Below are 20,202 nucleotides of genomic sequence, written 5' to 3'. Positions count from 1 at the left end.
AGCGTCAGATTCGGTCAATATCGCAACATATTCGGCAATCTCGCCGCACGCAATCGGTCCCGAAACACGGCATGCGTATAATGCGCTTTTGAGATGCCGTCGAGAGGGGATGCCATGGTTTCTGTCGCCATACTAGACGATCAGCCCGAGGCTGCTGCCACCCTCGCCGCGCTCGTGGAGACGTTCTCTGTGCGCGCGGGCACGACCGACATCGTCGGGTGCACCGATGGCGTGCCGACGAGCTTTGCCGTGAGTTGTTTCACCTCCGCCTCCGAGCTCATCGGTAGCATCATCGACGGCTACGAGCCCGATATCGCCTTTATAGACATTGTGCTCGCCGAACCGGAGCCAAGTCCTAACACCGCGGACAGCGCCGCCCCGGCGGGGGCAGATCAAACGGGCATCGACCTTGTCGAGCAGCTCCTCGCCCACCGACCCACCACGCAGATCGTCTATACGAGCGGCTACGACACCTTCCACACAAAGGTCTACCGCACGCCGCACGTAGCCTACCTCGCCAAGCCGTTCCGGCGCGACGACGTTGCCTACGCGCTCACGCTTGCGCTCGCTGCAAGAGAGCACACCAACGACGAGGCGCTCTGTTTTCGCCTCAAAGGTTCCGAGCGCATCGTGCGCCCCGCCGAGATCCGCTATCTGGAGAGCAAGCTCCATGTGGTGCATGTGCATACCGCGCGCGACACGTTTGAGATCTACGGCCGGCTCGCCGCGCTGCTGGGCGAGCTTCCCGCGCGCTTTGTGCGCTGCCACCAGAGCTTTGCCGTCAACCTCGACGCCGTGACCTCGCTTGGCGCCTCCTCACTCACGCTCATCGGCGGCGAGGAGGTCCCCGTGAGCCGCCGCATGCGCGCAGGTGTGCGCGACGCGCTTTTTGCCCATCTCCGCATCCGGCACGCCATGCGGTAGCGCCATGCGGTAGCGCCATGCTCCTGGAGATTCTTAACGTCATCACGCTTCTGGGCGTCAATGCCGCTGTTGGAGCTATCGACCAGTGGATGCTGCCCATGCGGCGACCCGGCCTTTTTATGGCGCTCATGGTAGGCGTCGTTCCGATTTTTGCCTTTGTACTCGCCAGCCCCACCACCATGAACGCCTGGAACATCGTTGGGTTCATCGGGAACTACATACTGCTACCGTCCTTGTTTTGGACAGGGCCATATTGGCAACGTTTTATCTGCGGCTTTCTTATACTGTTTCTCCAGTTTACGCTCGAGGTGTGCTTTGGCATCGTGTTCGTGTTTGCGGGCTGGGAGCTCAGCCGCGACGCCCTGAGCATCGAGGTTCTTGCCATACGCATCGTAAACATTGGCGGCATGCTCATTGGCGGGCGCCTCCTCGCCTATCTTGCTCGCCGCGTGTTCCGCCCCGCCGGCGCGCCGGGCGCGCCTGACACGCCCGAGTCAACAGAGCATGCCATGCGCCCTCGCCCGTATCTCATCTTCTTCTTCACCCAATTCATCTTTGTGGCGCAAGCAACGTTTCTGCTCATGACATACCGCAAGGCCCTACCCATTGTCTACGCCGTGGTGCTTGCCCTCATCGTCATCTGCCTCGCCGGCGATGCGGTAGCCCTCACGTCGCTCAGGCGGTTCAATCGCGCCGAGGCGGCACGCGCCCGCGCAGGCGCGCTCGAGGACCAGCTCGCCATCTACATCTCCGGCGCCCGCTCGACCGCACACGAAGCCGAGCGTGCCGCGCGATTCCGCCATGACCAGCGCAACCATCTGCAAGTGCTGAGGGGCCTTGTCTCCCAGGGCGACACCGAGCGTGCGCGCTCTTATGTAGCAACGCTCCGGCACACCCTCTCTCAGCCCGCAAGCGATGCACATGAACACGAGCGCGAGGTGAGCGCCCGTGAATAGCCTCATCGTCCTCGGAGCCATAGCCGTCGGTGCACTCGCCGTCTCTGCCGCGTACCTGATGCATCTGCTGCGCGCGCTGCCGCTCCTGCGACGCCTCCTCAACCTGCTCATGCCCGCAAGCCAAATCGCGTTTGTCGTCTGCGCGTTCTCGTTGCGCCCCTATTTTGGGCACTGGCAAACGATGGCGTTCTCCGCGGCCCTCATGGGCATCGCCTGCGCCGCGCTGAACCCCCTATTCTTCCAAACCCTGCTGGCAGCCGAGCGCGCAGACCGCGAGGCGGAACGGGCCGAACTCCTTGAAGGGCAGATCGCCGCCCAGAAGCACTACGACCTCCTCATGCGCCGCATGCGCAACGAGGCAGACCGGGTGCGCGCCGACCTTGACCGCGAGCTCGCCGGCATCGAGCAAGCCCTCGCCACAGGCGACACCGATGCTCTGCAGACGCACCTCAACGGTGCGACATCTGCCGTGCGCACCCCCGAGGCGCTTCGCTGTGCGCACCCCGTCGTCGCCGCGCTCTTGGACGCCAAGGCCGTATGGTGCACCGACCAGCACATCGACCTTTCAATCTCCGCTGAGGTGCCCGCTGACCTTTCCACGCCAGACGTCGAGCTCTGCGCGCTGTTTGCCAACGCGCTCGACAACGCCGTCCACGCCGCCTCAGCGCTGCCCGAGGGCGAGTGCTGGATCAGACTCGCCGCCCGCCCCATGCAGGAGTACTTCCTGCTCGAAGTTGAGAACGCCTGCGCGCCGCAGCACCCAGAGAAGCCAGCGCAACGTCAACGCGCCGCCGCGCTGGGCGCGCTCCCTCGCCACGGTCTTGGCCTTTCCATCATGCGCGAGATCGTAGAGCGCCACGACGGAAACCTCGCCTGCACACGCGCTGGGAACACATATTGTCTGAGTGCCATCTGGAAGCTGTAGCGCGGCGCCCGACACCGATGCTGCTCCTTTAGCTACCTGTTCTGCAAAACGTCTTTTCCCAGCTAAACCCTATCGTCATAATGGTTTTCACTGTGGCAATACCATGCTTTTGCCCCATGCCGGGCAAAGGCGAACAGGGAAAGGATGGGATGATGAGAAACAGGAAGGGAGTTCAGCGCGTCGTTTCGGTCGTGGCCTCGCTCGCGCTCGCCACGTCGAGCATCGCCGCCTGCCTCGCGCCTGCTACCGCATGGGCGGAGGATGAGATCGAAACACTCTCTGTCGAGACGGAGACGGACGCTGCCAATACGCTCGCCGCTGACATCACAACGCCGGGCACCGAGGCCGACTCCAAAGGCACCCAGGGCGAAAACGAAACCGCGCCCGAGACGGAAGCTGATGCGACCATAACGTATCTGGTGTGGTTCCGCTTGGGCGACTCCACCGGTGGTCCCACCGATTACGGCATCGACGTCGACCTCAGCCAGGGCAAAACCCTGAATGACCTTGTTGCTGAGCAGCGAGCCGAGGGCGTGCTGTACGACGCTGGCGACATTGAGATGTTCGGCGATGCCTCCCTCCACCGCTTCGTGGGCTGGGAGTCCACGGCCCCCCTTGACGAGCCCCTTGAGGCGTCTGACTTCGCCCCAATGACGAACAGCGCCTACTACTCGCTTGACATCACTGCCATCTGGGAGGATGTAGATGCTGTCGACCCCTGGATGCCAAACAGCGACCGACTGCTCCCCTACACCATCGAGAACGGCGTCATGACGTTCCCCCAAAACCCCGAACTCGGTGAGTGGTACCAGCTCACGGTGAACAAGGCGGACGGCATGACGCTCGACGTCCCCGGCGGCAGCGCCCCCTGGACGATGACCATCGACGCGTGCTATCTGGACTCTGACGATCCGCTCTACAATCCTGAGCCCAACTCAGGTGTGTACTTCCTGCGCGGTGACCGCGGCGGAGACTACTACACGAGCCTGTGGGTTTCCTATCCTGCCGACAAGGCGCTCTCCTACCAGCTCAACGGCACCGGCACCATCCTGCGAACGGGCGGTCCGCAGGTGCTGAGCATCCAGCTCGACTCCCCTGCGACGCTCGATTTGACGCTTTCCGGCGAGACCGTCATCACCAATGCGCAAGGCGCCACGCTCACGCACACCGTAAGTGGCGCGGTGGACGCTGAGGGCATGGGCGATGACGGCCTTTGGAGTATGCTCTCGCTCGTAACCAACTGGCTCGGCGAGGATGCCGCAGCGGCGGCGGGCGACGCCGTGAACACCGCCATCCAGGGCGTCACCACGATGTATGTCTACGACATCCATCTCGAGGACCCCAATGGTGCTGAGTTTGCTATTCCCGCAGGCGACCAGGTGACGGTCACCCTTCCCATCCCCGAGAAGCTCTCCGCCGAGAACCTGCATGTATTCCACGTCGCTGACGACGGCACGGTGACGGACATGAACGCCACGGTGGACGCTGCAGCGGGCACCGTGAGCTTCACGACCTCGCACTTCTCCACGTTCGTGCTCGCCAATGTCGCTCCTCAGCAGACGGCCGCCACGAACGCTAGCGAAACGCTCACCGCTACGGGCGATGCCTCGCTCATCGCCTGCGCAGGAGCCGCGCTCTCCGGTCTTGCGGGCGCGGGCCTCGTCGCCATGGGCTTCAAGCGCCGTCGATAACCAGCGCGCACAGCCTTCACTGTAATGAGCCGGATTGCATCCTCCAGATGCGATCCGGCTTTCTTTTTTGGCATCGTGGTCAAAGACCCCCGCAGAATAATAAAAGACCCCCTATCATTCATGCGGTGGGGATGCTGCGAGGGTCTCTGATGGGCACTGTCGGGTGGATATTGACCCGTTTTGTTGCCAAAATGGCACTTCCACGGGCAAAGTTGACTGCAGGCTGATCCTGTGAGGGCTCTCTCGCGCATTCAACCAGGGGGTCTTTTATTATTCTGCGGGGGTTTTTGACCATCATTCAGCAAAAGCGCGTATTAAAACGCCAGCAGCCCCAGGAACAACATCACCGGCATGGTCACCATCGAGAGCAAGGTCGAGATGGAGACAAGCCCCGCACCAAAACGATAGTCACCGCCAAACATCTGCGAGAACATGGCAGTCGTAGTACCACAGGGCGCCGCGAAAGCGATCAGCATCACAAGCTTGGCCTCTATCGACACCGGCAGCGGGGCCAAAAGTGCGATGGTAAGCAAAGGAACCACGATGAGGCGGATAACGTTCGTGAGATAGACGTTCTTGTTTCGCAGAATGCCACGGAAATCGGTCTCAGCCAGGTAGCTTCCCAGTACAAGCATGGCAAGACCCGTGTTGAGGTTCCCCATATCGACAGCGGTGACCTCGAGCACTCCCGAGAGGTTGACCGAACAGAAGAAGAGCACGATACCTACGGCCACCGCAATCACCGAGGGATTCGTGAGCACCTTACGTGGCGACATGAGACTCTTGTCCTGCGAGACGAGCCAGATGCCGTAGGTCCATGAGATCGGTACCTGCGCAGCGATGGCAGCAGAGACGTAAAAGACATACTCCTCACCGAGCACGCTCTGTACGAGGGGGATGCCGATAAACCCCATGTTGGAGATCATGATGGCGAACTGAGAAATGCGTTGGCGATCCCGATAGACAAGCCATGCGATAGCGGCAGAGCCCAACGTGAGGACCACGCAGAGCACCGCACAGATGCCTGCGTTCATGAGCTTGTCCCACGAGAAATCCGTGGCGAGCGAGTTGACCACAACCGCCGGCGTGGCTACGTAGACGGCAATGCTCGCGAGCTGCTGGGCGCCGGCGCGATCGAGGTAGCGAGCGGCGTGGAGCGCGATGCCAATACCCATCATGAGAAACATGGCCACCGTCTGCGTGACCATGATCGACATCGTCTGCCCCATATCCATGCGCTAACCCCCTTTGCCTGCCCTTCCATTGTACGCATTTGGGGACGGGGTCGTTTTATGCAGGAGCGCATAAAACGACCCCGTCCCCAAACACGCATGCCAAGGGCGGCGCGCCCGGTTGCCCAAGCACGCCGCCCCATGAGTCAAAACGACCCCGTCCCCAAATGAATTAGTCCAGGTCCTCGCCGTTGGTGGCAATGACCTTCTTGTACCAGTCGAAGGAGTCCTTGCGCTCGCGGTGGAGGTCGCCGTTGCCGTCGTTGTCCTTATCGACATAGATGAAGCCGTAGCGCTTCTTCATCTCACCAGTGGAGGCGGACACGAGGTCAATGCAGCCCCACGGAGTGTAGCCGATGAGATCGACGCCATCTTCGATGGCACCCGCCATAGCTTCGATGTGCTTGCGCAGGTAATCGATACGGTAGCTGTCGTGGAACTTGCCGTCCTCTGCGCGTTCGTCCACCGCACCGAGACCGTTCTCCACGATCATGAGCGGCACGCGGTAACGGTTGTAGACGTCGTTCAGGTAGTAGCGCAGACCCTTGGGGTCGATCTGCCAACCCCAATCGCTCGCCTCGAGGTAGGGGTTCTTTACACCAGAGAAGATGTTGCCCGCAGCCTTGGCGGCCTCGGGGTCGGTCGAGACGCAGCTCGACATGTAGTAGCTGAAAGTGTAGAAGTCGACCGTACCGGCAGCGAGCGTCTCGCGGTCGCCGTCCCGCCAGTCGAGCTCGACGCCCGCCTCGCGCCAGATGCGCGGGGCAAAGGGCGCGTACTCGCCGCGGACCTGCACGTCGCCGCAGTAGTAGTTGCCCTGATAAAACGCACGCTGGGCGGCAAGCTGGTCATCGGGGTTGCAGGTGTAGGCGTAGGGCATGTTGCCCGCGATCATGCAGCCGACCTTGTTCTCGGGGTCGATCTCGTGCGCAGCCTGAACGGCCTTGGCACTCGCCAGGAACTGATGGTGCAGGCCGCAGAAGCGCTTGGTGCGATCCTCGACGGTCTCGTTGGGATCCATGAACATGGTCGGGCCATCCTCCTTGGGAAGGATGCCGAGGCTCATGTAGTCGCCAAACTTCATGAGACCGCAGTTGATCTCGTTGAAGGTGAGCCAGTACTTCACGAGGCCCTTGTACTCGGTAAAAAGCGTGGTGGCGTACTTCACGTAGAAGTCGATAACCTCGCGGTTTGCCCAGCCGCCGTACGCGTCGCACAGGTGGAACGGCATCTCGTAATGCGAGATGGTGACAACGGGCTCGATGCCCTTGTCCTTCATGTGCTGAAGGATGCCGCGGTAGTACTCGATGCCCGCGCGGTTGGGCTCGGCGTCGTCACCGTTGGGGAAGATGCGCGTCCAGTTGATGGAGAAACGGTAGCACTTGAAGCCCATCTCGGCAAAGAGGTCGATGTCCTCCTTGTAGTGGCCGTACATGTCGATGGCCTCGTGGCTGGGGTAGTAGGTGCCCTCCTCGATGTCGTGCGTGTAGCGACGCGGGGTGTCGACCGTGCCGCCCGTGAGGTGGTCGGAGGTGCTATCGCCCTTGCCGTCGGCCTTCCAGCCGCCCTCGCACTGATTGGCGGCCGTCGCGCCGCCCCACAGGAATCCCTCGGGGAAACGTGCCATGTAAAGCTCCTTTCAAAACGGGACCAACAGGTTGATGATAAACCGCCGGCGCCTCGTACCGAGGTGCAGGCGGTAGGTGGTGTTACGTGTATCGGCGAGCGTACCGGTCCTTACCGGCACCTTTCAGACCGGCGATTCCGCAGCGGCAACGAGATTGCCTACGCCTGGTCCTCAACAAGTGCAGCCTCGGATGCCTCAACGCGGCGCTTGGCCTGCATGCGGACAAAGTGCCCGTAGGCGCCCACGAGGTTCGCGTCGTTAAAGAAGCGGCACGCCACGATCTTGGGCATGGGGAACGGGAAGGGCAGCAGGTCCTCGTTAAAGTGGCGAACGGCCTCGCGCACCTGCTCCACAAAGAACGGGTCCTGGCTGATGCCGCCGCCAAGGCAGATGGTGTCGGGATCGAGCAGGCACTGGATGTTGTGAATCTCGCGCGCAACATTGTCGAGGTAGGTGTCAAAAACCGCCACGGCATCGGCGTCGCCCGCGCGCACCAGCTCGAGCGCATGCTCGCCGGAGCACTCGTCAAGACCCTTGGCCTTAGCCATGTGCTTGGTGAACGAGATGGTGCTGCATGCATCGGAGAACGAGGCGCCCGAGGTATGGCTGCACTCGGTGGGCGTGGTGAGGTAAATCATGCTGGCCTCGCCCGCGTAGAGGTGAACGCCCTTGTAGACCTCGCCGTTGATGATGATGCCGCCGCCGATGCCCGTGCCAAAGGCAAGAACCACGCCGGTCTGGGAACCCTTGAGGTTGCCCTGGTCGTACTCGGCGATGGTGGCGCAACGAGCGTCGTTCTCAATCTCGACGGGCAGACCCCAGCGCTCGGCCCATGCGTTGACGTCGGTGTCGTAGTTATACATGAGCGCGCCGCCGGTCTTGAGATAGCGACGGTCGACGTCGATGGTGCCCGGCAGCGACATGGCCACACCGTCGAGCTCACCGCCGGCAACCTCGCGCAGCTTCTCGATCACGCCGTCGAGGGCCGAGAGGAACTCCTCCTGCGTGGCATCGGGCCCTTGCGGCGTGGGCACCTTGCCCTGTGCGATAAGCTCATCGTTGTGCATGAGGCCATACTTGACCGAGGTTCCACCCACATCAAAGGTAACGACGTCCATAGTTTCCCCTTTCCGGCGCCCGAGGACGCGCAAGAACTGCATGTACTTCTTTAGCGTACCGTCTCCGTCGCTCCGCCCGCCCATCAATTCGGGCAGCGCGGGCAACAGCCGGGGTGAAAGGAGAACAGGCGGCGGACCGTTCCCCATCGGTCCGCCGCCTGAAGAAGAGGGAGCTATGGTAGCGGGGCTGCTGCGTACGCAAGGTCGGCAGCGGCCCAAAGGCCCTTACCTGTTGTCCTCGATGAGCCCCAAGTGCACAAAGGCGTTCCACATGCCGTCGTCGTCCACGTCGGTGGTGACCCAGTCGGCCGCGGCCTTGGCCTCGTCACCGCCCGAACCCATGCACACGCTCTGCGCGCAGCACTCAAACATGGGGATGTCGATCTTGGCATCGCCCACGGCAACGGTATCGGCCATGTCAGCTTTGAGGTAGTCGACAAGCACGTGCACCGCATGCGCCTTGTCGATGCCCTTCACACCGAGGTCGCCAAAGAGCGCATGCTCTCCCTTGCCGCCCCAGGTGTTGGCCACCAAATCTGGGAACTCCTCGATGGAGTCGAGGTGGTCCTGATAGCTCGAGAGAATGAAGCTCACCTTGTTGAGGTCATCGCGGTAGAGTTCGCCGCCGTAGATGAGCACGTCAGCGAAGTCGTCGGCGGACTTCTCAGCGTCCTCCTCACTCGCGCCCTTGCCCTTGGCGTACTCGATCATCGTCTTCTTCGACGCCTCGCGGAAGTTCTCGCTCGCAAAGAGGCCGTTGTTGGACTCGAGGTAGAACTCAAGGCCGCGGCTGTGCAGCCAGTCCACGATATGGCGGCACTGCTCGAGCGTGATGAGCTGGTGCATAACCACATAGTCGTGGTCCTCCACATAGCAGCCGTTGCCGCCGATCATGCCGTCGAACCCAATCTCCCAGATCTCGGGCGGGTTCTCGGCCTTGCTGCGGCCGGTGCACATGTAGACGCGGTGCCCGTTGGCGCGGGCGAGCTTGATAGCCGCCTTCGCCGACTCGGGAATGTTGTTCTCGTAGTCGGTGATGGTGCCGTCCACGTCAAGGAAGATGATCTTCTTATCGGACATCGTCAGCAATCCCTTCCGGAGTCTCTACTCAAGCCCCTCGGCGCCGTTGGACTTGATGATCTTCTGGTAGGCGAAGAAGCTGTCCTTGCGGCGGCGCTCGTAGGTGCCGGTGCCGTCGTCGTGCTTGTCGACGTAGATGAAGCCGTAGCGCTTGCGCATCTCGCCGGTGCCGGCGGAGACGAGGTCGATCGGGCCCCACCAGGTGTAGCCGATGAGGTCGACGCCGTCGTCGATGGCCTCGCCCATGGCCTTCACGTGGCGCTTCAGGTAGTCGATACGGTACGGGTCGTGGATCGAGCCGTCCTCCTCGACGGTGTCGAAGGCGCCCATGCCGTTCTCGACGACCATCAGCGGGATCTCGTAGCGGGCGTAGATCTCGTTCAGCGCAACGCGCAGGCCCGTCGGGTCGATCTGCCAGCCCCAGTCGGTCGCCTCGAGGTAGGGGTTCTTGCCGCCCATGGCCATGTTGCCCTGCATCATCTCGACCTCGTGGGTGCCCACGGTGCCGCTCATGTAGTAGGAGAAGGTGTAGAAGTCGACCTTGCCGTCGGCGATGTCCTGCATATCGCCGTCTTCGACCTTAAGCTCGATGCCGTTCTCACGCCAGTAGCGCTTGGCGTAATAGGGGTAGGCACCGCGAACCTGGACGTCGGAGCAGTACCAGTTCATGCGGTCCATCTCCTTGAGGTTGGCGAGCACATCGGCCGGGTCGCAGGTGGCCGGGTAGGAGAGGATGAAGCAGTCCATGTTGCCCATCTTGAACTGCGGGTACTTCTCGTGGGCGAGGCGCACCACGCGGCCGCTCGCCACAAACTGATGATGAAGGGCCTGATAGCACTGCTGCGGGGTCACGACAACCTTGGATGCCGGGCCCTCAAAGCCCTGGATCATCGAGGTCTCAAAGAGCGCACCCATGGCCGAGGTACCGCAGTTGATCTCGTTGAAGGTGAGCCAGTAGGTGACCTTGTCCTTGTAGCGCTCGAACACCGTGGCGCAGTACTTCTCGAAGAGAGCGATGAGCTCGCGGCTCTCCCAGCCGTTGTACTTCTCCACGAGCGCGTAGGGCATCTCATAGTGCGAGAGTGTCACGAGCGGCTCGATGCCGTACTTGGCGAGCTCGTCGAAGACCTTGTCGTAGAAGGCGAGGCCGGCCTCGTTGGGCTCGTCCTCCATGCCGGTCGGGTAGATGCGGCTCCAGGAGATGGACATGCGGAACATGTTGAAGCCCATCTCGGCGAAGAGGGCGATGTCCTCTTTGTAGTGGTGGTAGAAGTCGATGCCGTCGTGGTTGGGGTAGAGCTTGTTAGGGTCGATGTCGAGCGTGATCTCGCGCGGCTTCTCCACGCTGCCGCCCATGAAGTGGTCGTCTACGCTCGGGCCGCGCCCGTCGACGTCCCACGCGCCCTCGAACTGGTTGGCGGCCGTAGCGCCGCCCCAATAAAAGCCTTCCGGAAACACAACAGCCATGTTCGTATCCTCTCTCGAAACCTCATCGAGCCGTCCCTCGGACGACAACCTGACCGATACGGTTCGACATGTTCGAGTATGCACCGCAGCCGGCTCGCCTGTGCCCCTCAACGGGCTTTCGGATACTTCTTTTCAGTAACTGGTTTGTGGCCTATGATACCTCTGATACGTTTTGATACCTAAGGAGCAAGCTTGGATATCGTCTACCGCATACGCGGCGCGCGCGACCTCACCCCCACCGAGCAGCACCTCGCCAACACGGTACTTGCCATGGGAGAACGCGTCCAGGACTTCACCATCAAGGAGCTCGCCAGCGCCACCTCGACCTCGATTGCGAGCATCCATCGCCTTTGCCGCAAACTGGGGCTCGAGGGCTACAAGGAGCTTAAGGTTGAGATCGCACGCTCCGAGGCGCGGCGCGTTGTTCCCGCGGATGCGGTCGATATCAACTTCCCCTTCAAAGCAGGCGAGACCGCGCGTGACATCGGCCCGCGCATGGAGCTTCTCTACGCTAAGACGCTGCGCGAGACGCGCGAGATGCTCGACGCCGACGAGATCGACCGCGCAGCGGAGCTCATCGAGCGCGCCAGTCAGGTGGATATCTACACGACCTCGCACAACCTCTACCCGGCGAATATGTTCTGTGACCGCCTGCTCTCGGCGGGGCGCTCCGCCACCTGCCATGAGTCGCTCGAGCGCCAGACGCGAACGGCACTCGCCGCCACCGAGGAACATGTGGCCGTGATGATCTCGTACTCGGGACTTGCCGATCAAATCTTCCGCCTGCTGCCGGTTCTGCGCGAGCGGGCATGTCCCGTCATCCTCATCGGCACGCCCTACGCCGCGCGGCGGCATCCGGGTCTGGCGGCTTACCTGCACGTGAGCGATAGCGAAAGCTTGCGCAACCGCATTACGCAGTTCGCAAGCCACATTGCCGTGCAGTATGCTCTCGACACGCTCTTTAGCTGCTTTTTTGCCCGCGCCTACCGCGAGGGCCTGAGCTTTTTGCGCGACTCCCTCCCCTACCTGGGGCACACGGACGAAACAGGCGCGCTGCGCCATGTGGGCCTGAGCCCTTCCGGCCCCGGAGAGGCGCACGGCGCCGGCACCGCGCTCGACATGCTTCAAAGCATGCGCTGACGCGAGGCTAGAAGGCGTCGCAGCTCAGAACCTGCTACATACTGTAAAGGCAAGAGAGCCTAGATCGGGTATTAATCGTTGCTGATTGCCACGTTGGCCAAATCACCCCGTGAGGGGGCATTTCTAGTCGCAGCGAGAGCATAAGTTCCAGTCTGTAGCCTCTATCGATGAAGGGCGGACTGGAATAAGCGCAGGTTTTTGAAGGTTCCTACCTTCCGATGAGCGAAATAACTGCTTTTCAGAGATGAATAAATGCCCTTTCACGGGGTGATTTGACCAAGCTAGTCGCCAACAATATCTCATCTAGAATCAACTAATCAACATACGGGTATGTGCACAATTTTGCACATATCTGCATTGTTATACGCAACGTGCCCCGACACTCAGCCGGGATACGCAAAACAGCCCGCCAAGCAGTACTCGACGGGCCGCGAAAACCTGTTTGTGGGCAGAAGCCGGCGCTAGTCGCGACGACCAAAGATTGCGAGCAGGCGCAGGAACACGTTGATGATGTCGAGGTAGAGCTCGATGGCGTACCACACGGCGTTAGTGAGCGTGGGGACCGCCGTGGCGGCACGATGCACGTCGTAGCCGATGAAGCCGCAGAAGAGCAGGATGACCACGATATCGGTCAGGGTCTGCTGAACGCCAAAGAGCATGAGCGCAAACTCCACGACGATGATGGCGAGAAGTCCCAGGCAGCAGATGGGCACGATGCGCTCGAAGAAGCGCGGGAACGCGATGCCGGCAAGACCGAAGACGATCATGATGCCCGCCGTTGCCGTGAAGGCGGCGGAAATGCTTTCCATCGAGTACATGGAGAGCGTCATCGACGTGGTGAAACCAAAGGTGAGCGTGAAGAGCGTGTAGCCGATCATGCCGAGCGTGAGGCTCTCACGCGCACGGCCGATGCTCATGGTGATGATGCCACCGATAGAGCCCGCGAGCGTGAGCAGGGTGAACATCATGGGGTTGCGCCCGACGAACATCCAGAAGTCAAGCGTCGAGGTCATCTGCGAACATGCGCCCATAATCACAAACGACAGGAGCACAAGGCCCGTCAGGACCAGGTTGTACATGCGGCGGGAGATGAGGCGCGGCGCAGGACCGTGTGCCTCCTCCGTATAGATGGGAGATTCATACTGTTCGAGCTCGTTCATGTGAGCCTCCTTTGGTACGCCGTGTGGGTCTAACCTCGGCACGCACGGCGAAAACGCACCAGCTGGTCTCCCTATGGTACCCAATTTGCAGGCGATGTACGTATGAACGTGCCGCCCGCACGCCATAAGCGCACGAGCGGCACATCTCACGTTTCCAGCGGTCGCAGCGCGGCCAGCGGTCGCAACGCGGTCATCGGCGACTTAGGAAAGATCCTCACCGTTGGTCTCGATGACCTTCTTGTACCAGTAGAAGCTGTCCTTGCGGGAGCGCTCAAGGGTGCCCTTGCCCTCGTCGTCGCGATCGACGTAGACAAAGCCGTAGCGCTTGCGCATCTCGCCCGTGCCGCAGCTCACCAAGTCGACGCAGCCCCACATGGTGTAGCCCATGAGGTCAACGCCGTCGATCTCGATGGCATCCTTCATGCTCTGGATGTTCTTGCGCAGGTAGTCAATGCGGTAGTCGTCGTGAACCGAGCCGTCGGCCTCCTTGACGTCGCTCCAGCCGATGCCGTTCTCCACGATCCACAGCGGCTTGCGATAGCGGTCGTAGAGCTTGTTGAGCGTAAGGCGCAGGCAATACGGGTCGGTCGCCCAGCCCCAAGCGTTCGTCTCGAGGTAGGGATTGGAGACACCCATAACAAAGTTGCCGCCCTCAACGCCCGCGTCCTCGGGATGCGTGGTCACGGTCGAGCCACCGTAGCAGGAGAACGACAGGAAGTCCGCCGGATAGGTAGCAAGAAGCTCGAGGTCGCCCTCTTCCATATCGAGCTCGATGCCCTGGCGCTCCATCTCCTTCAGGCGGTAGGCAGGGTAGTAGCCGCCCGTCTGCACGTCGGAGTACCACAGCGTATCGTGCTCGCGCTCCATAACGAGCAGGTCGTCGGCCGGGTCCGCGGTGTAGGGATAGGTCGGGCCAAAGGCGAGCATCTGACCGACTTTAATCTCGGGCGAAATCTCGTGCGCCGCCTTAACGGTGAGCGCGGAGGCCACAAACTGGTTGTGCGCGCCCTGAGCCTTAGCCTGCGGGGACTGGTCAACAAGGCCGCCGCCCATATAGGGGGCGTGACTCATCATGTTGATCTCGTTGAAGGTGAGGTAGTACTTCACCTTGCCGAGGTAATGCTTCATAACCGTCGTGGCGTAGCGCACAAACGGCTCGATGCACTTACGGCTCTTCCAACCACCGTAGGCGTTGGTGAGGTGCAGCGGGGTCTCGTAGTGCGAGAGCGTCACGAGCGGCTCGATGCCGTACTTGGCGCACTCATCAAAGACCGCGTCGTAGAAGGCAAGACCCTCGGGGTTAGGCCCGGCGTCGTCACCGTTGGGGAAGATGCGCGCCCAGTTCATGGAGAGACGGAAGCACTTGAAGCCCATCTCGCCCATAAGGGCAATGTCCTCCTTGTAGTGATGGTAGAAGTCGGTGGCGGTGTGGCTCGGGTAATACTCGCCGTCGATGATGGCCACCTCGGCGCCCTCGGGCACCTCCATGGGCGCACCAAAGCCCATGCCGGTGGAACCGGTCTCGCCGGTCGCGGGGTTTCTCCACGTCACGCGGCGCGGCACGGTGTGGCTGCCGTTGGTGAGCGCGTCGGAGGTGTTAGGGCCCTTGCCGCCCTCGTCCCAGCCGCCTTCGTACTGGTTGGCCGCTGTAGCGCCACCCCACAGGAATCCATCGGGAAATGCCATGGTAAGCTCCTTCTCACTCGTTTTTAGGGTGCCCTAGCCGAGCATGCCCTCAATCTGATTGAAGATGGCCTCGCAATTCTGGCGACCGTAGTCGAGCGGCGCCATCACCTCGACGGGAATCTCAACATAGCGGGTAACCTGCGCCTTGTTGAAGCCTACCTGAGGCCCCAAAAGAATGCAATCGTAGTTTTGCCAGACCTCTTTGCACTTGCCAATACCCACTGCGTCGATATGGAAGTCGTCGATCCCGTGCTCGGCCGCATAGGCCTCCATCTTTTTCATGAGCATCGAGGTTGACATGCCGCCCGCGCATGCAAGAAGAACCCTCATCGTTTGCCCTTTCGTCAAGACACGGCGCACCGGAGCGAAACCTTCTGGCTCCGCCACAGCGTACCGGTCGCTATAGCCGACATCGGTTCTTATACCGCAATGCTTGATAGCGTAGACGGTCCAAATCCTTAAACGGTATGTGCGCGCTCCGCCTGCTCGCGCTCGAGGCACTGCTTGTCATACATTGCCAAAAACGGCGCATAGCAAAGGTAGCCCACCACAAAGCCAATGATGGGAAGCATGCAGTTCTGGATTGCCATGGAGCTCAAGAACTCCGGGAAGAAGATGGGCAGCGCCGTCATAAGAAGCACCGAGGGCGGACGCAGAAAACCGATCTGGAAGAGCACGAAGGCGATGGCCGAGGTAAGAACCGTGTTGGCGATAAAGGGGATGGCGATCACGGGGTTCAGCATGACGGGCACGCCAAAGACCATGGGCTCCGAGATGCCAAAGCACGCCGGCACCAGACCCGCCTTGCCCACCGCGCGCAGCTGCTCGGAGCGGGCGCGCAGGCAGCACACCGCAAGCGGCAGAAGGTTTCCCGTACCGCCGCAGCACGAGACCGTGAGAAAGAGCATGGTGGGGTTGAACACCGGCGCCTCGCCAGCCGCGATGAGCTCGGCGTTGGTCTGGTAGGCCGTGATCATAACCGGGGTGATGACCACACCCACGATCGAGGTGCCGTGGATGCCGAGCGACCAAAAGAGCATGCAGATGGTGATGAGCACAAACATGCCGGGACCGGAGATGAGCACGCCGAGCGGGATCGAGAGCACCTCCATGACGGCGCCGGGGATGTTGAAGCCGCATGCCGCCTCGACCGCGGTGTTGAGGCCGCACCACAGCACGATGTTCAGCACAAGCGGAATGAGCGCCGAAAACGAATCGGAGAGAAACTGCGGTACGACATCGGGCATGCGGATGACAATGTGGCGGTCGGCGCAGAGCTTGATGATGCGCACCACGATGATGGGCAGGATAAGAGCGCAGAACATGCCGGTACCGCCCAGATAGGTGGTGTCGAGCACCGTTTTGGTGGTGCCGTCCGCAAGCGTGACGGACTCGGCCGGAGAGCTCACCATAAGAAACAGAAACAGCGCCACAAAACCGTTTGCCATGGCGCCCTGCATGCCGAGGTTCTCGGTATAGGCATAGGCGACGCCAAAGGCCACGGCAAGGGAAATGAGTCCCATGGTCATGTTGTAGGGAACCTGCAACCATTGGTAGGCGGCATCGGTCACCTCGAGCACGCCGGCGAGGTCGAGCAGCGTGGAGATGATGGTAAAGATCGCACCCGCCAAGATGAGCCCCATGGTGCCCATCATGCCGCCGGAAACCGCTCCAAACGCCGGGTTTTTCTGAAGGCGCTCACCCGCCGCCTGCAATTCCACCATCGCCGGAGACTGAGCCAAAGAATCGAGAGCGGACACGGCTACCACCTTCCCCCGAATGCGGGCCGCAGCAAATCCCCCATCTGCTGCGTTGCCCTATGAGGTGACGATAGCGCGCAGCACAGGGGCCCTCGCACCACATCGAACGAGTTTCCGCCGTGCGGTAGGCGTTTTGCGGCGTGCGGACGAGCTGCCGCCGATGCGGACGTGCCACGCGGCCAAGTGGCTCGGGCGGGCTTAAAAGACGTTCATCAGGCCGCAGATGCCGATGAGAACATAGGTGAGGCGACGCAGCAGCGCATCATCGATATGGCGCGCCAGCACGTTGGCGACGGCAAGCCCCGCGCAGATTGCCACAGCACCCAGCGCGATGATGGGCAGCGGGTTGGGCGGAAACGCGCCCGCCACCGCACGAATGACGGTCGTGTAGACCACGTTGATGGCGAAAAACAGCTGGAGCGACCCTAGACGTTCCTCACGGTTGGGGAAGCGCTGCAAGAAGTAGAGCACAAGAAGCGGTCCGCCGATGCCGAAGAACCCGTCGCAGAATCCCGATAGCGCCACATAGAACCACCCGAGCGCCGGATGCAGCGGTTTGTTCTCCGCACGCTCGCCAATTAAGAGGTAGTAGACCGAAAGCGCGATGAGAAAGACGCCGAAGGCTCGCTTGATGAACTCCTGGTCGGGAGCAACGGAGGTGAGATAGGCGGAGGAGCCGCTCAGCACCATGTAACAGGCAAGCGGGGCGAGAATCTCGCGCACGCGCAGATGGGCGCGGTAGCGCCACACCATCGAGATGCAGAGCACGAAAAAGACCACGCCCGAGATGGCGGCGGCCGTGGGCACGGGATAGAGCATGGGCAACGCCATCATGAGCACGAGCCCCGCTCCAAAGCCCGTCACGCCCTGCAGGATGCCCCCGACAAACGAGGCGACGACTATCAACAGGTAGACCACAGCGCACCTCCCCTCGGCATCACCTAGCGGCGCAGCCCGCACCGCGTCTCGCGCCTCTTACTCGCCATTGCCGCGCGAGACGGCAGTCGACATTAGCCCTGGGCTTTCAGCCAGCGCTCCACAACGTCGGCCACAGCCTCCTCGTCGTTCAAATCCACGGCGGGGACCTCAAGGCGCACATCGCGCACAAGGGCATCGTTGCAGGCTATGGCCACCGTGCGCCCGTCCACCAGGTCGAGCGAGTTTGCACCGCGCAGGCGATCGACGCCCGAGCGGGCGACCACGATGTTGGGGAGGCCGGCGGATTTGTAGCCCTCCACGAGCACGACATCGACATCGGTGTAGCGCGCGAGCAGGCGGTCGAGCGAAAACTCTGCCTCGGTATCGGCGTACTCTGCGTAGCGGGTCGCCGAGACAACGCCCACATGGCGGCTGCCCGCCTGGGCGTGGCGCCAAGAGTCCTTGCCGGGCACATCGATATCAAAGCCCGCGTGGCCGTGGTGCTTGACGGTACCCACGCGCACCCCGCGTGCGGTCAGCGCCGCGATAACCTTCTCTACCAACGTGGTCTTGCCGGAGTTCTGGTAACCGATAAACGCGAGGGCGGGCGCGGGGCGCTCCGAAGCGGCGATAGGAGCCTCCGACGGCGCGGAGTCGCAAGCGGCCGCTTCAGCCCCATCGGCGGCAGGGACGCTCGCATCCGCTGCCTCGGTGCGCTCCCAGAGTCCGGAGCGTCCGCCCTCCTTGCGCAGCAGGCGCACGTCGACGATCTCCATACCGCGGTCGACCGCCTTGCACATGTCGTATATGGTCAGGCACGCCGCGCTCGCCGCCGTGAGCGCCTCCATCTCGATGCCGGTCACGCCGGTCACGCCACAGGTGGCCGTCACCTGAAAACCAACGCGACCGTCCGCGCGGGGCGCAGCCCAACCCTCTGGCAGCGCCTTCGCGGCGTCATGCTCGCCGGGCGCAGCGATGGGCGTAATGTCCACCTTTGCCTTGGTGATCATGAGCGGATGGCACATGGGGATGATGTCGCTCGTGCGCTTGGCTGCCATGATGCCGGCAACGCGGGCGCAGGCGAGCACGTCGCCTTTTTTGGCACGGTCCTCAAGCACCATGGCCTGCGTCTCGGGATGCATAAGGATGGTGCCCTCGGCAATAGCGAGGCGGCGGGTCTCTGCCTTCTCGGACACGTCCACCATACGCACGTCGCCATGCTCGTCCACGTGCGTCAACTCATCACGATAGGCGTCGCGCGCCCCCGCAGGCATAGCGTCGGTCATGGCCATCAGCCTCCGATCTGGGACATGAAGCGCTCCGTCCCGTTGATGACATGGTGTTCCTCGGGTTTATGCGCCGCCGCATCACGCCAGATTGCCGCAACCGCCGCATCATCGCCAGCGCGGAGGGCGTCGCGGACGCGGTACTCGGCATCGGAGAAGAGACAGGGGCGGATGGCGCCGTCCGCCGTCAGGCGCATGCGGTTGCACGAGCTGCAGAAGTGGTTGGACATGGCCGAGATGAAGCCGACGGTGCCCGCGGCGCCGGGGAAGCGCCAGTACGCCGCCGGTCCTGCTCCGGAGGGGCCGCTGCCCGCGGCAACCGCCTCGAGCGCGCCCACGCCGGCTGCCTCGGCCGCGCACGAGATGCGGTCGCGCAGCTCTGCGGAGGGGACGGTGTCGCTCGCATCCCATGCGGACGCGTCGACGCCGCCCGGGCAATGCGGGTCGGCAGCCTTGCCGCCAGCAAGGTCCTCGGCCACATCATGGGCCCTATCCGCGCCGGTCTTTTCGTTGCCGATGGGCATGTACTCGATAAAACGCACGTGCACCGGGCGCTCGAGCGAGAGCTTGGCCAGGCCAAAGACGTCCTGCTCGAGCCGGCGCACGACCACGCAGTTGACCTTAACGGGCTCAAAGCCCCACGTAAGCGCGGCGTCGATGCCGGCAAGCGTCTGCCCAAGGCGGCCCAGGCGGGTAATGGCAGAGAACTGGGCGGGGTCGAGCGTGTCGAGCGAGATGTTCACGCGATTGAGCCCGGCGTCCTTGAGCTCCGCGGCCATGCGCGGCAGCAGCGCACCGTTGGTGGTGAGCGAGATATCCTCGATCTGAGGGATAGCGCGAATATCGCGAATGAGCGGCACAATGCGATGCGAGACGAGCGGCTCTCCCCCGGTCAGGCGCACGCGGCGCACGCCCTCGGCGGCGGCGATGCGCACGAACCGGGCGATTTCCTCGGCAGAGAGCAGCTCATCATGCGCGCGGGCGGGCACGCCCTCCTCGGGCATGCAGTACACGCAGCGGAAGTTGCACTTATCCGTCACGGCGATGCGCAGGTAGGTGATACCGCGGCCAAAGCCGTCGTGCAGCTCTTCTGCCATGCGCACCTCCTCTTCCGTCATACGGGTTTCGGGCTTATGGGCTCGAACCTTTATTCTCGCATCAGAATGAAGCAAGCGCAAACGCCTGCAAAAGAAACGACCGGCTGCGGTGCGCCAGATCGCCTTGAAAGAGGA

General features: G+C 62.2%; 17 protein-coding genes. 5 read left to right on the top strand and 12 right to left on the bottom strand.

The window, feature by feature from the left end:
* The first annotated feature begins 114 nt into the window (after positions 1 to 114).
* From B5F89_RS07935 to B5F89_RS07920, 4 genes are all read left to right on the top strand, one after another.
* Entirely contained in the window at positions 115 to 924 is an 810-nt protein-coding gene (locus tag B5F89_RS07935; RefSeq protein ID WP_158098446.1) for a LytTR family DNA-binding domain-containing protein, read from the top strand.
* Positions 925 to 941: 17 nt separating this feature from the next.
* Positions 942 to 1,880: a hypothetical protein gene (locus B5F89_RS07930; RefSeq protein ID WP_087431244.1), complete on the top strand. Its 939-nt coding sequence runs from the start codon at positions 942 to 944 to the stop codon at positions 1,878 to 1,880.
* A complete protein-coding gene (locus B5F89_RS07925) occupies positions 1,873 to 2,805 on the top strand; it encodes a GHKL domain-containing protein (protein ID WP_087431243.1) in 933 nt (310 codons plus the stop codon). The genes B5F89_RS07930 and B5F89_RS07925 overlap by 8 nt, the downstream gene beginning before the upstream one ends.
* A 152-nt stretch (positions 2,806 to 2,957) precedes the next feature.
* Positions 2,958 to 4,496, top strand: coding sequence for a hypothetical protein (locus B5F89_RS07920; protein ID WP_143758356.1), 1,539 nt, complete (start codon positions 2,958 to 2,960; stop codon positions 4,494 to 4,496).
* Positions 4,497 to 4,810: 314 nt separating this feature from the next.
* On the opposite strand, the gene B5F89_RS07915 is transcribed toward B5F89_RS07920, so the two are convergent.
* The 5 genes from B5F89_RS07915 to B5F89_RS07895 all read right to left on the bottom strand — a co-directional run bounded on the left by B5F89_RS07915 (position 4,811) and on the right by B5F89_RS07895 (position 11,020).
* Complete coding sequence (locus B5F89_RS07915; protein WP_087431241.1) at positions 4,811 to 5,731, bottom strand: AEC family transporter; 921 nt, start codon at positions 5,729 to 5,731, stop codon at positions 4,811 to 4,813.
* A 169-nt stretch (positions 5,732 to 5,900) separates the two neighbouring features.
* A complete protein-coding gene (locus B5F89_RS07910; protein ID WP_087431240.1) occupies positions 5,901 to 7,355 on the bottom strand; it encodes a family 1 glycosylhydrolase in 1,455 nt (484 codons plus the stop codon).
* Between the two features lie 158 nt (positions 7,356 to 7,513).
* Positions 7,514 to 8,473, bottom strand: a complete 960-nt coding sequence (locus tag B5F89_RS07905; RefSeq protein WP_158098445.1) for an ROK family protein — start codon at positions 8,471 to 8,473, stop codon at positions 7,514 to 7,516.
* A 225-nt stretch (positions 8,474 to 8,698) separates the two neighbouring features.
* Positions 8,699 to 9,553: a Cof-type HAD-IIB family hydrolase gene (locus B5F89_RS07900; protein WP_087431238.1), complete on the bottom strand. Its 855-nt coding sequence runs from the start codon at positions 9,551 to 9,553 to the stop codon at positions 8,699 to 8,701.
* A gap of 24 nt (positions 9,554 to 9,577) precedes the next feature.
* Positions 9,578 to 11,020, bottom strand: a complete 1,443-nt coding sequence (locus tag B5F89_RS07895) for a glycoside hydrolase family 1 protein (protein WP_087431237.1) — start codon at positions 11,018 to 11,020, stop codon at positions 9,578 to 9,580.
* A gap of 192 nt (positions 11,021 to 11,212) precedes the next feature.
* On the opposite strand from B5F89_RS07895, the gene B5F89_RS07890 reads away from it, so the two are divergent.
* Positions 11,213 to 12,160 carry a MurR/RpiR family transcriptional regulator gene (locus B5F89_RS07890; RefSeq protein WP_087431236.1) on the top strand — a complete coding sequence of 316 codons (948 nt, stop codon included), beginning with the start codon at positions 11,213 to 11,215 and terminating at the stop codon, positions 12,158 to 12,160.
* A gap of 461 nt (positions 12,161 to 12,621) precedes the next feature.
* Here the strand turns inward: B5F89_RS07890 and B5F89_RS07885 are convergent, their stop codons facing one another.
* The 7 genes from B5F89_RS07885 to moaA form a co-directional block, all read right to left on the bottom strand.
* Positions 12,622 to 13,320, bottom strand: coding sequence for a Bax inhibitor-1 family protein (locus B5F89_RS07885; protein WP_087431235.1), 699 nt, complete (start codon positions 13,318 to 13,320; stop codon positions 12,622 to 12,624).
* Between the two features lie 201 nt (positions 13,321 to 13,521).
* The gene (locus tag B5F89_RS07880) at positions 13,522 to 15,006 is read right to left on the bottom strand and encodes a family 1 glycosylhydrolase (protein WP_087431234.1); all 1,485 of its coding nucleotides are present in this window, start codon (positions 15,004 to 15,006) and stop codon (positions 13,522 to 13,524) included.
* Positions 15,007 to 15,039: 33 nt separating this feature from the next.
* The gene (locus B5F89_RS07875) at positions 15,040 to 15,336 is read right to left on the bottom strand and encodes a PTS sugar transporter subunit IIB (protein ID WP_087431233.1); all 297 of its coding nucleotides are present in this window, start codon (positions 15,334 to 15,336) and stop codon (positions 15,040 to 15,042) included.
* A 128-nt stretch (positions 15,337 to 15,464) separates the two neighbouring features.
* Positions 15,465 to 16,766, bottom strand: a complete 1,302-nt coding sequence (locus B5F89_RS07870; protein WP_087431232.1) for a PTS transporter subunit EIIC — start codon at positions 16,764 to 16,766, stop codon at positions 15,465 to 15,467.
* A 198-nt stretch (positions 16,767 to 16,964) separates the two neighbouring features.
* The gene (locus tag B5F89_RS07865; RefSeq protein WP_158098444.1) at positions 16,965 to 17,684 is read right to left on the bottom strand and encodes a sulfite exporter TauE/SafE family protein; all 720 of its coding nucleotides are present in this window, start codon (positions 17,682 to 17,684) and stop codon (positions 16,965 to 16,967) included.
* A gap of 92 nt (positions 17,685 to 17,776) precedes the next feature.
* Positions 17,777 to 18,976, bottom strand: coding sequence for a molybdopterin-guanine dinucleotide biosynthesis protein B (gene mobB, locus B5F89_RS10325; protein WP_275532093.1), 1,200 nt, complete (start codon positions 18,974 to 18,976; stop codon positions 17,777 to 17,779).
* Positions 18,976 to 20,067: a GTP 3',8-cyclase MoaA gene (moaA, locus tag B5F89_RS07855; protein ID WP_204230648.1), complete on the bottom strand. Its 1,092-nt coding sequence runs from the start codon at positions 20,065 to 20,067 to the stop codon at positions 18,976 to 18,978. The genes mobB and moaA overlap by 1 nt, the downstream gene beginning before the upstream one ends.
* Positions 20,068 to 20,202 lie beyond the last annotated feature (135 nt).

Origin of the sequence: Collinsella sp. An307 (assembly GCF_002161805.1) — a bacterium.
GTDB lineage: Bacteria > Actinomycetota > Coriobacteriia > Coriobacteriales > Coriobacteriaceae > Coprousia.
Note: the sequence above shows the minus strand (reverse complement) of the source record. Positions and strands in the feature narration are given on the sequence as shown.

Coding starts and splice junctions, on each gene's coding strand:
- B5F89_RS07935 (WP_158098446.1), top strand. CDS start 115: ATGGTTTCTGTCGCCATACTAGACGATCAGCCCGAGGCTGCTGCCACC.
- B5F89_RS07930 (WP_087431244.1), top strand. CDS start 942: ATGCTCCTGGAGATTCTTAACGTCATCACGCTTCTGGGCGTCAATGCC.
- B5F89_RS07920 (WP_143758356.1), top strand. CDS start 2,958: ATGAGAAACAGGAAGGGAGTTCAGCGCGTCGTTTCGGTCGTGGCCTCG.
- B5F89_RS07915 (WP_087431241.1), bottom strand. CDS start 5,731: ATGGATATGGGGCAGACGATGTCGATCATGGTCACGCAGACGGTGGCC.
- B5F89_RS07910 (WP_087431240.1), bottom strand. CDS start 7,355: ATGGCACGTTTCCCCGAGGGATTCCTGTGGGGCGGCGCGACGGCCGCC.
- B5F89_RS07905 (WP_158098445.1), bottom strand. CDS start 8,473: ATGGACGTCGTTACCTTTGATGTGGGTGGAACCTCGGTCAAGTATGGC.
- B5F89_RS07900 (WP_087431238.1), bottom strand. CDS start 9,553: ATGTCCGATAAGAAGATCATCTTCCTTGACGTGGACGGCACCATCACC.
- B5F89_RS07895 (WP_087431237.1), bottom strand. CDS start 11,020: ATGGCTGTTGTGTTTCCGGAAGGCTTTTATTGGGGCGGCGCTACGGCC.
- B5F89_RS07885 (WP_087431235.1), bottom strand. CDS start 13,320: ATGAACGAGCTCGAACAGTATGAATCTCCCATCTATACGGAGGAGGCA.
- B5F89_RS07880 (WP_087431234.1), bottom strand. CDS start 15,006: ATGGCATTTCCCGATGGATTCCTGTGGGGTGGCGCTACAGCGGCCAAC.
- B5F89_RS07875 (WP_087431233.1), bottom strand. CDS start 15,336: ATGAGGGTTCTTCTTGCATGCGCGGGCGGCATGTCAACCTCGATGCTC.
- mobB (WP_275532093.1), bottom strand. CDS start 18,976: ATGGCCATGACCGACGCTATGCCTGCGGGGGCGCGCGACGCCTATCGT.
- moaA (WP_204230648.1), bottom strand. CDS start 20,067: ATGGCAGAAGAGCTGCACGACGGCTTTGGCCGCGGTATCACCTACCTG.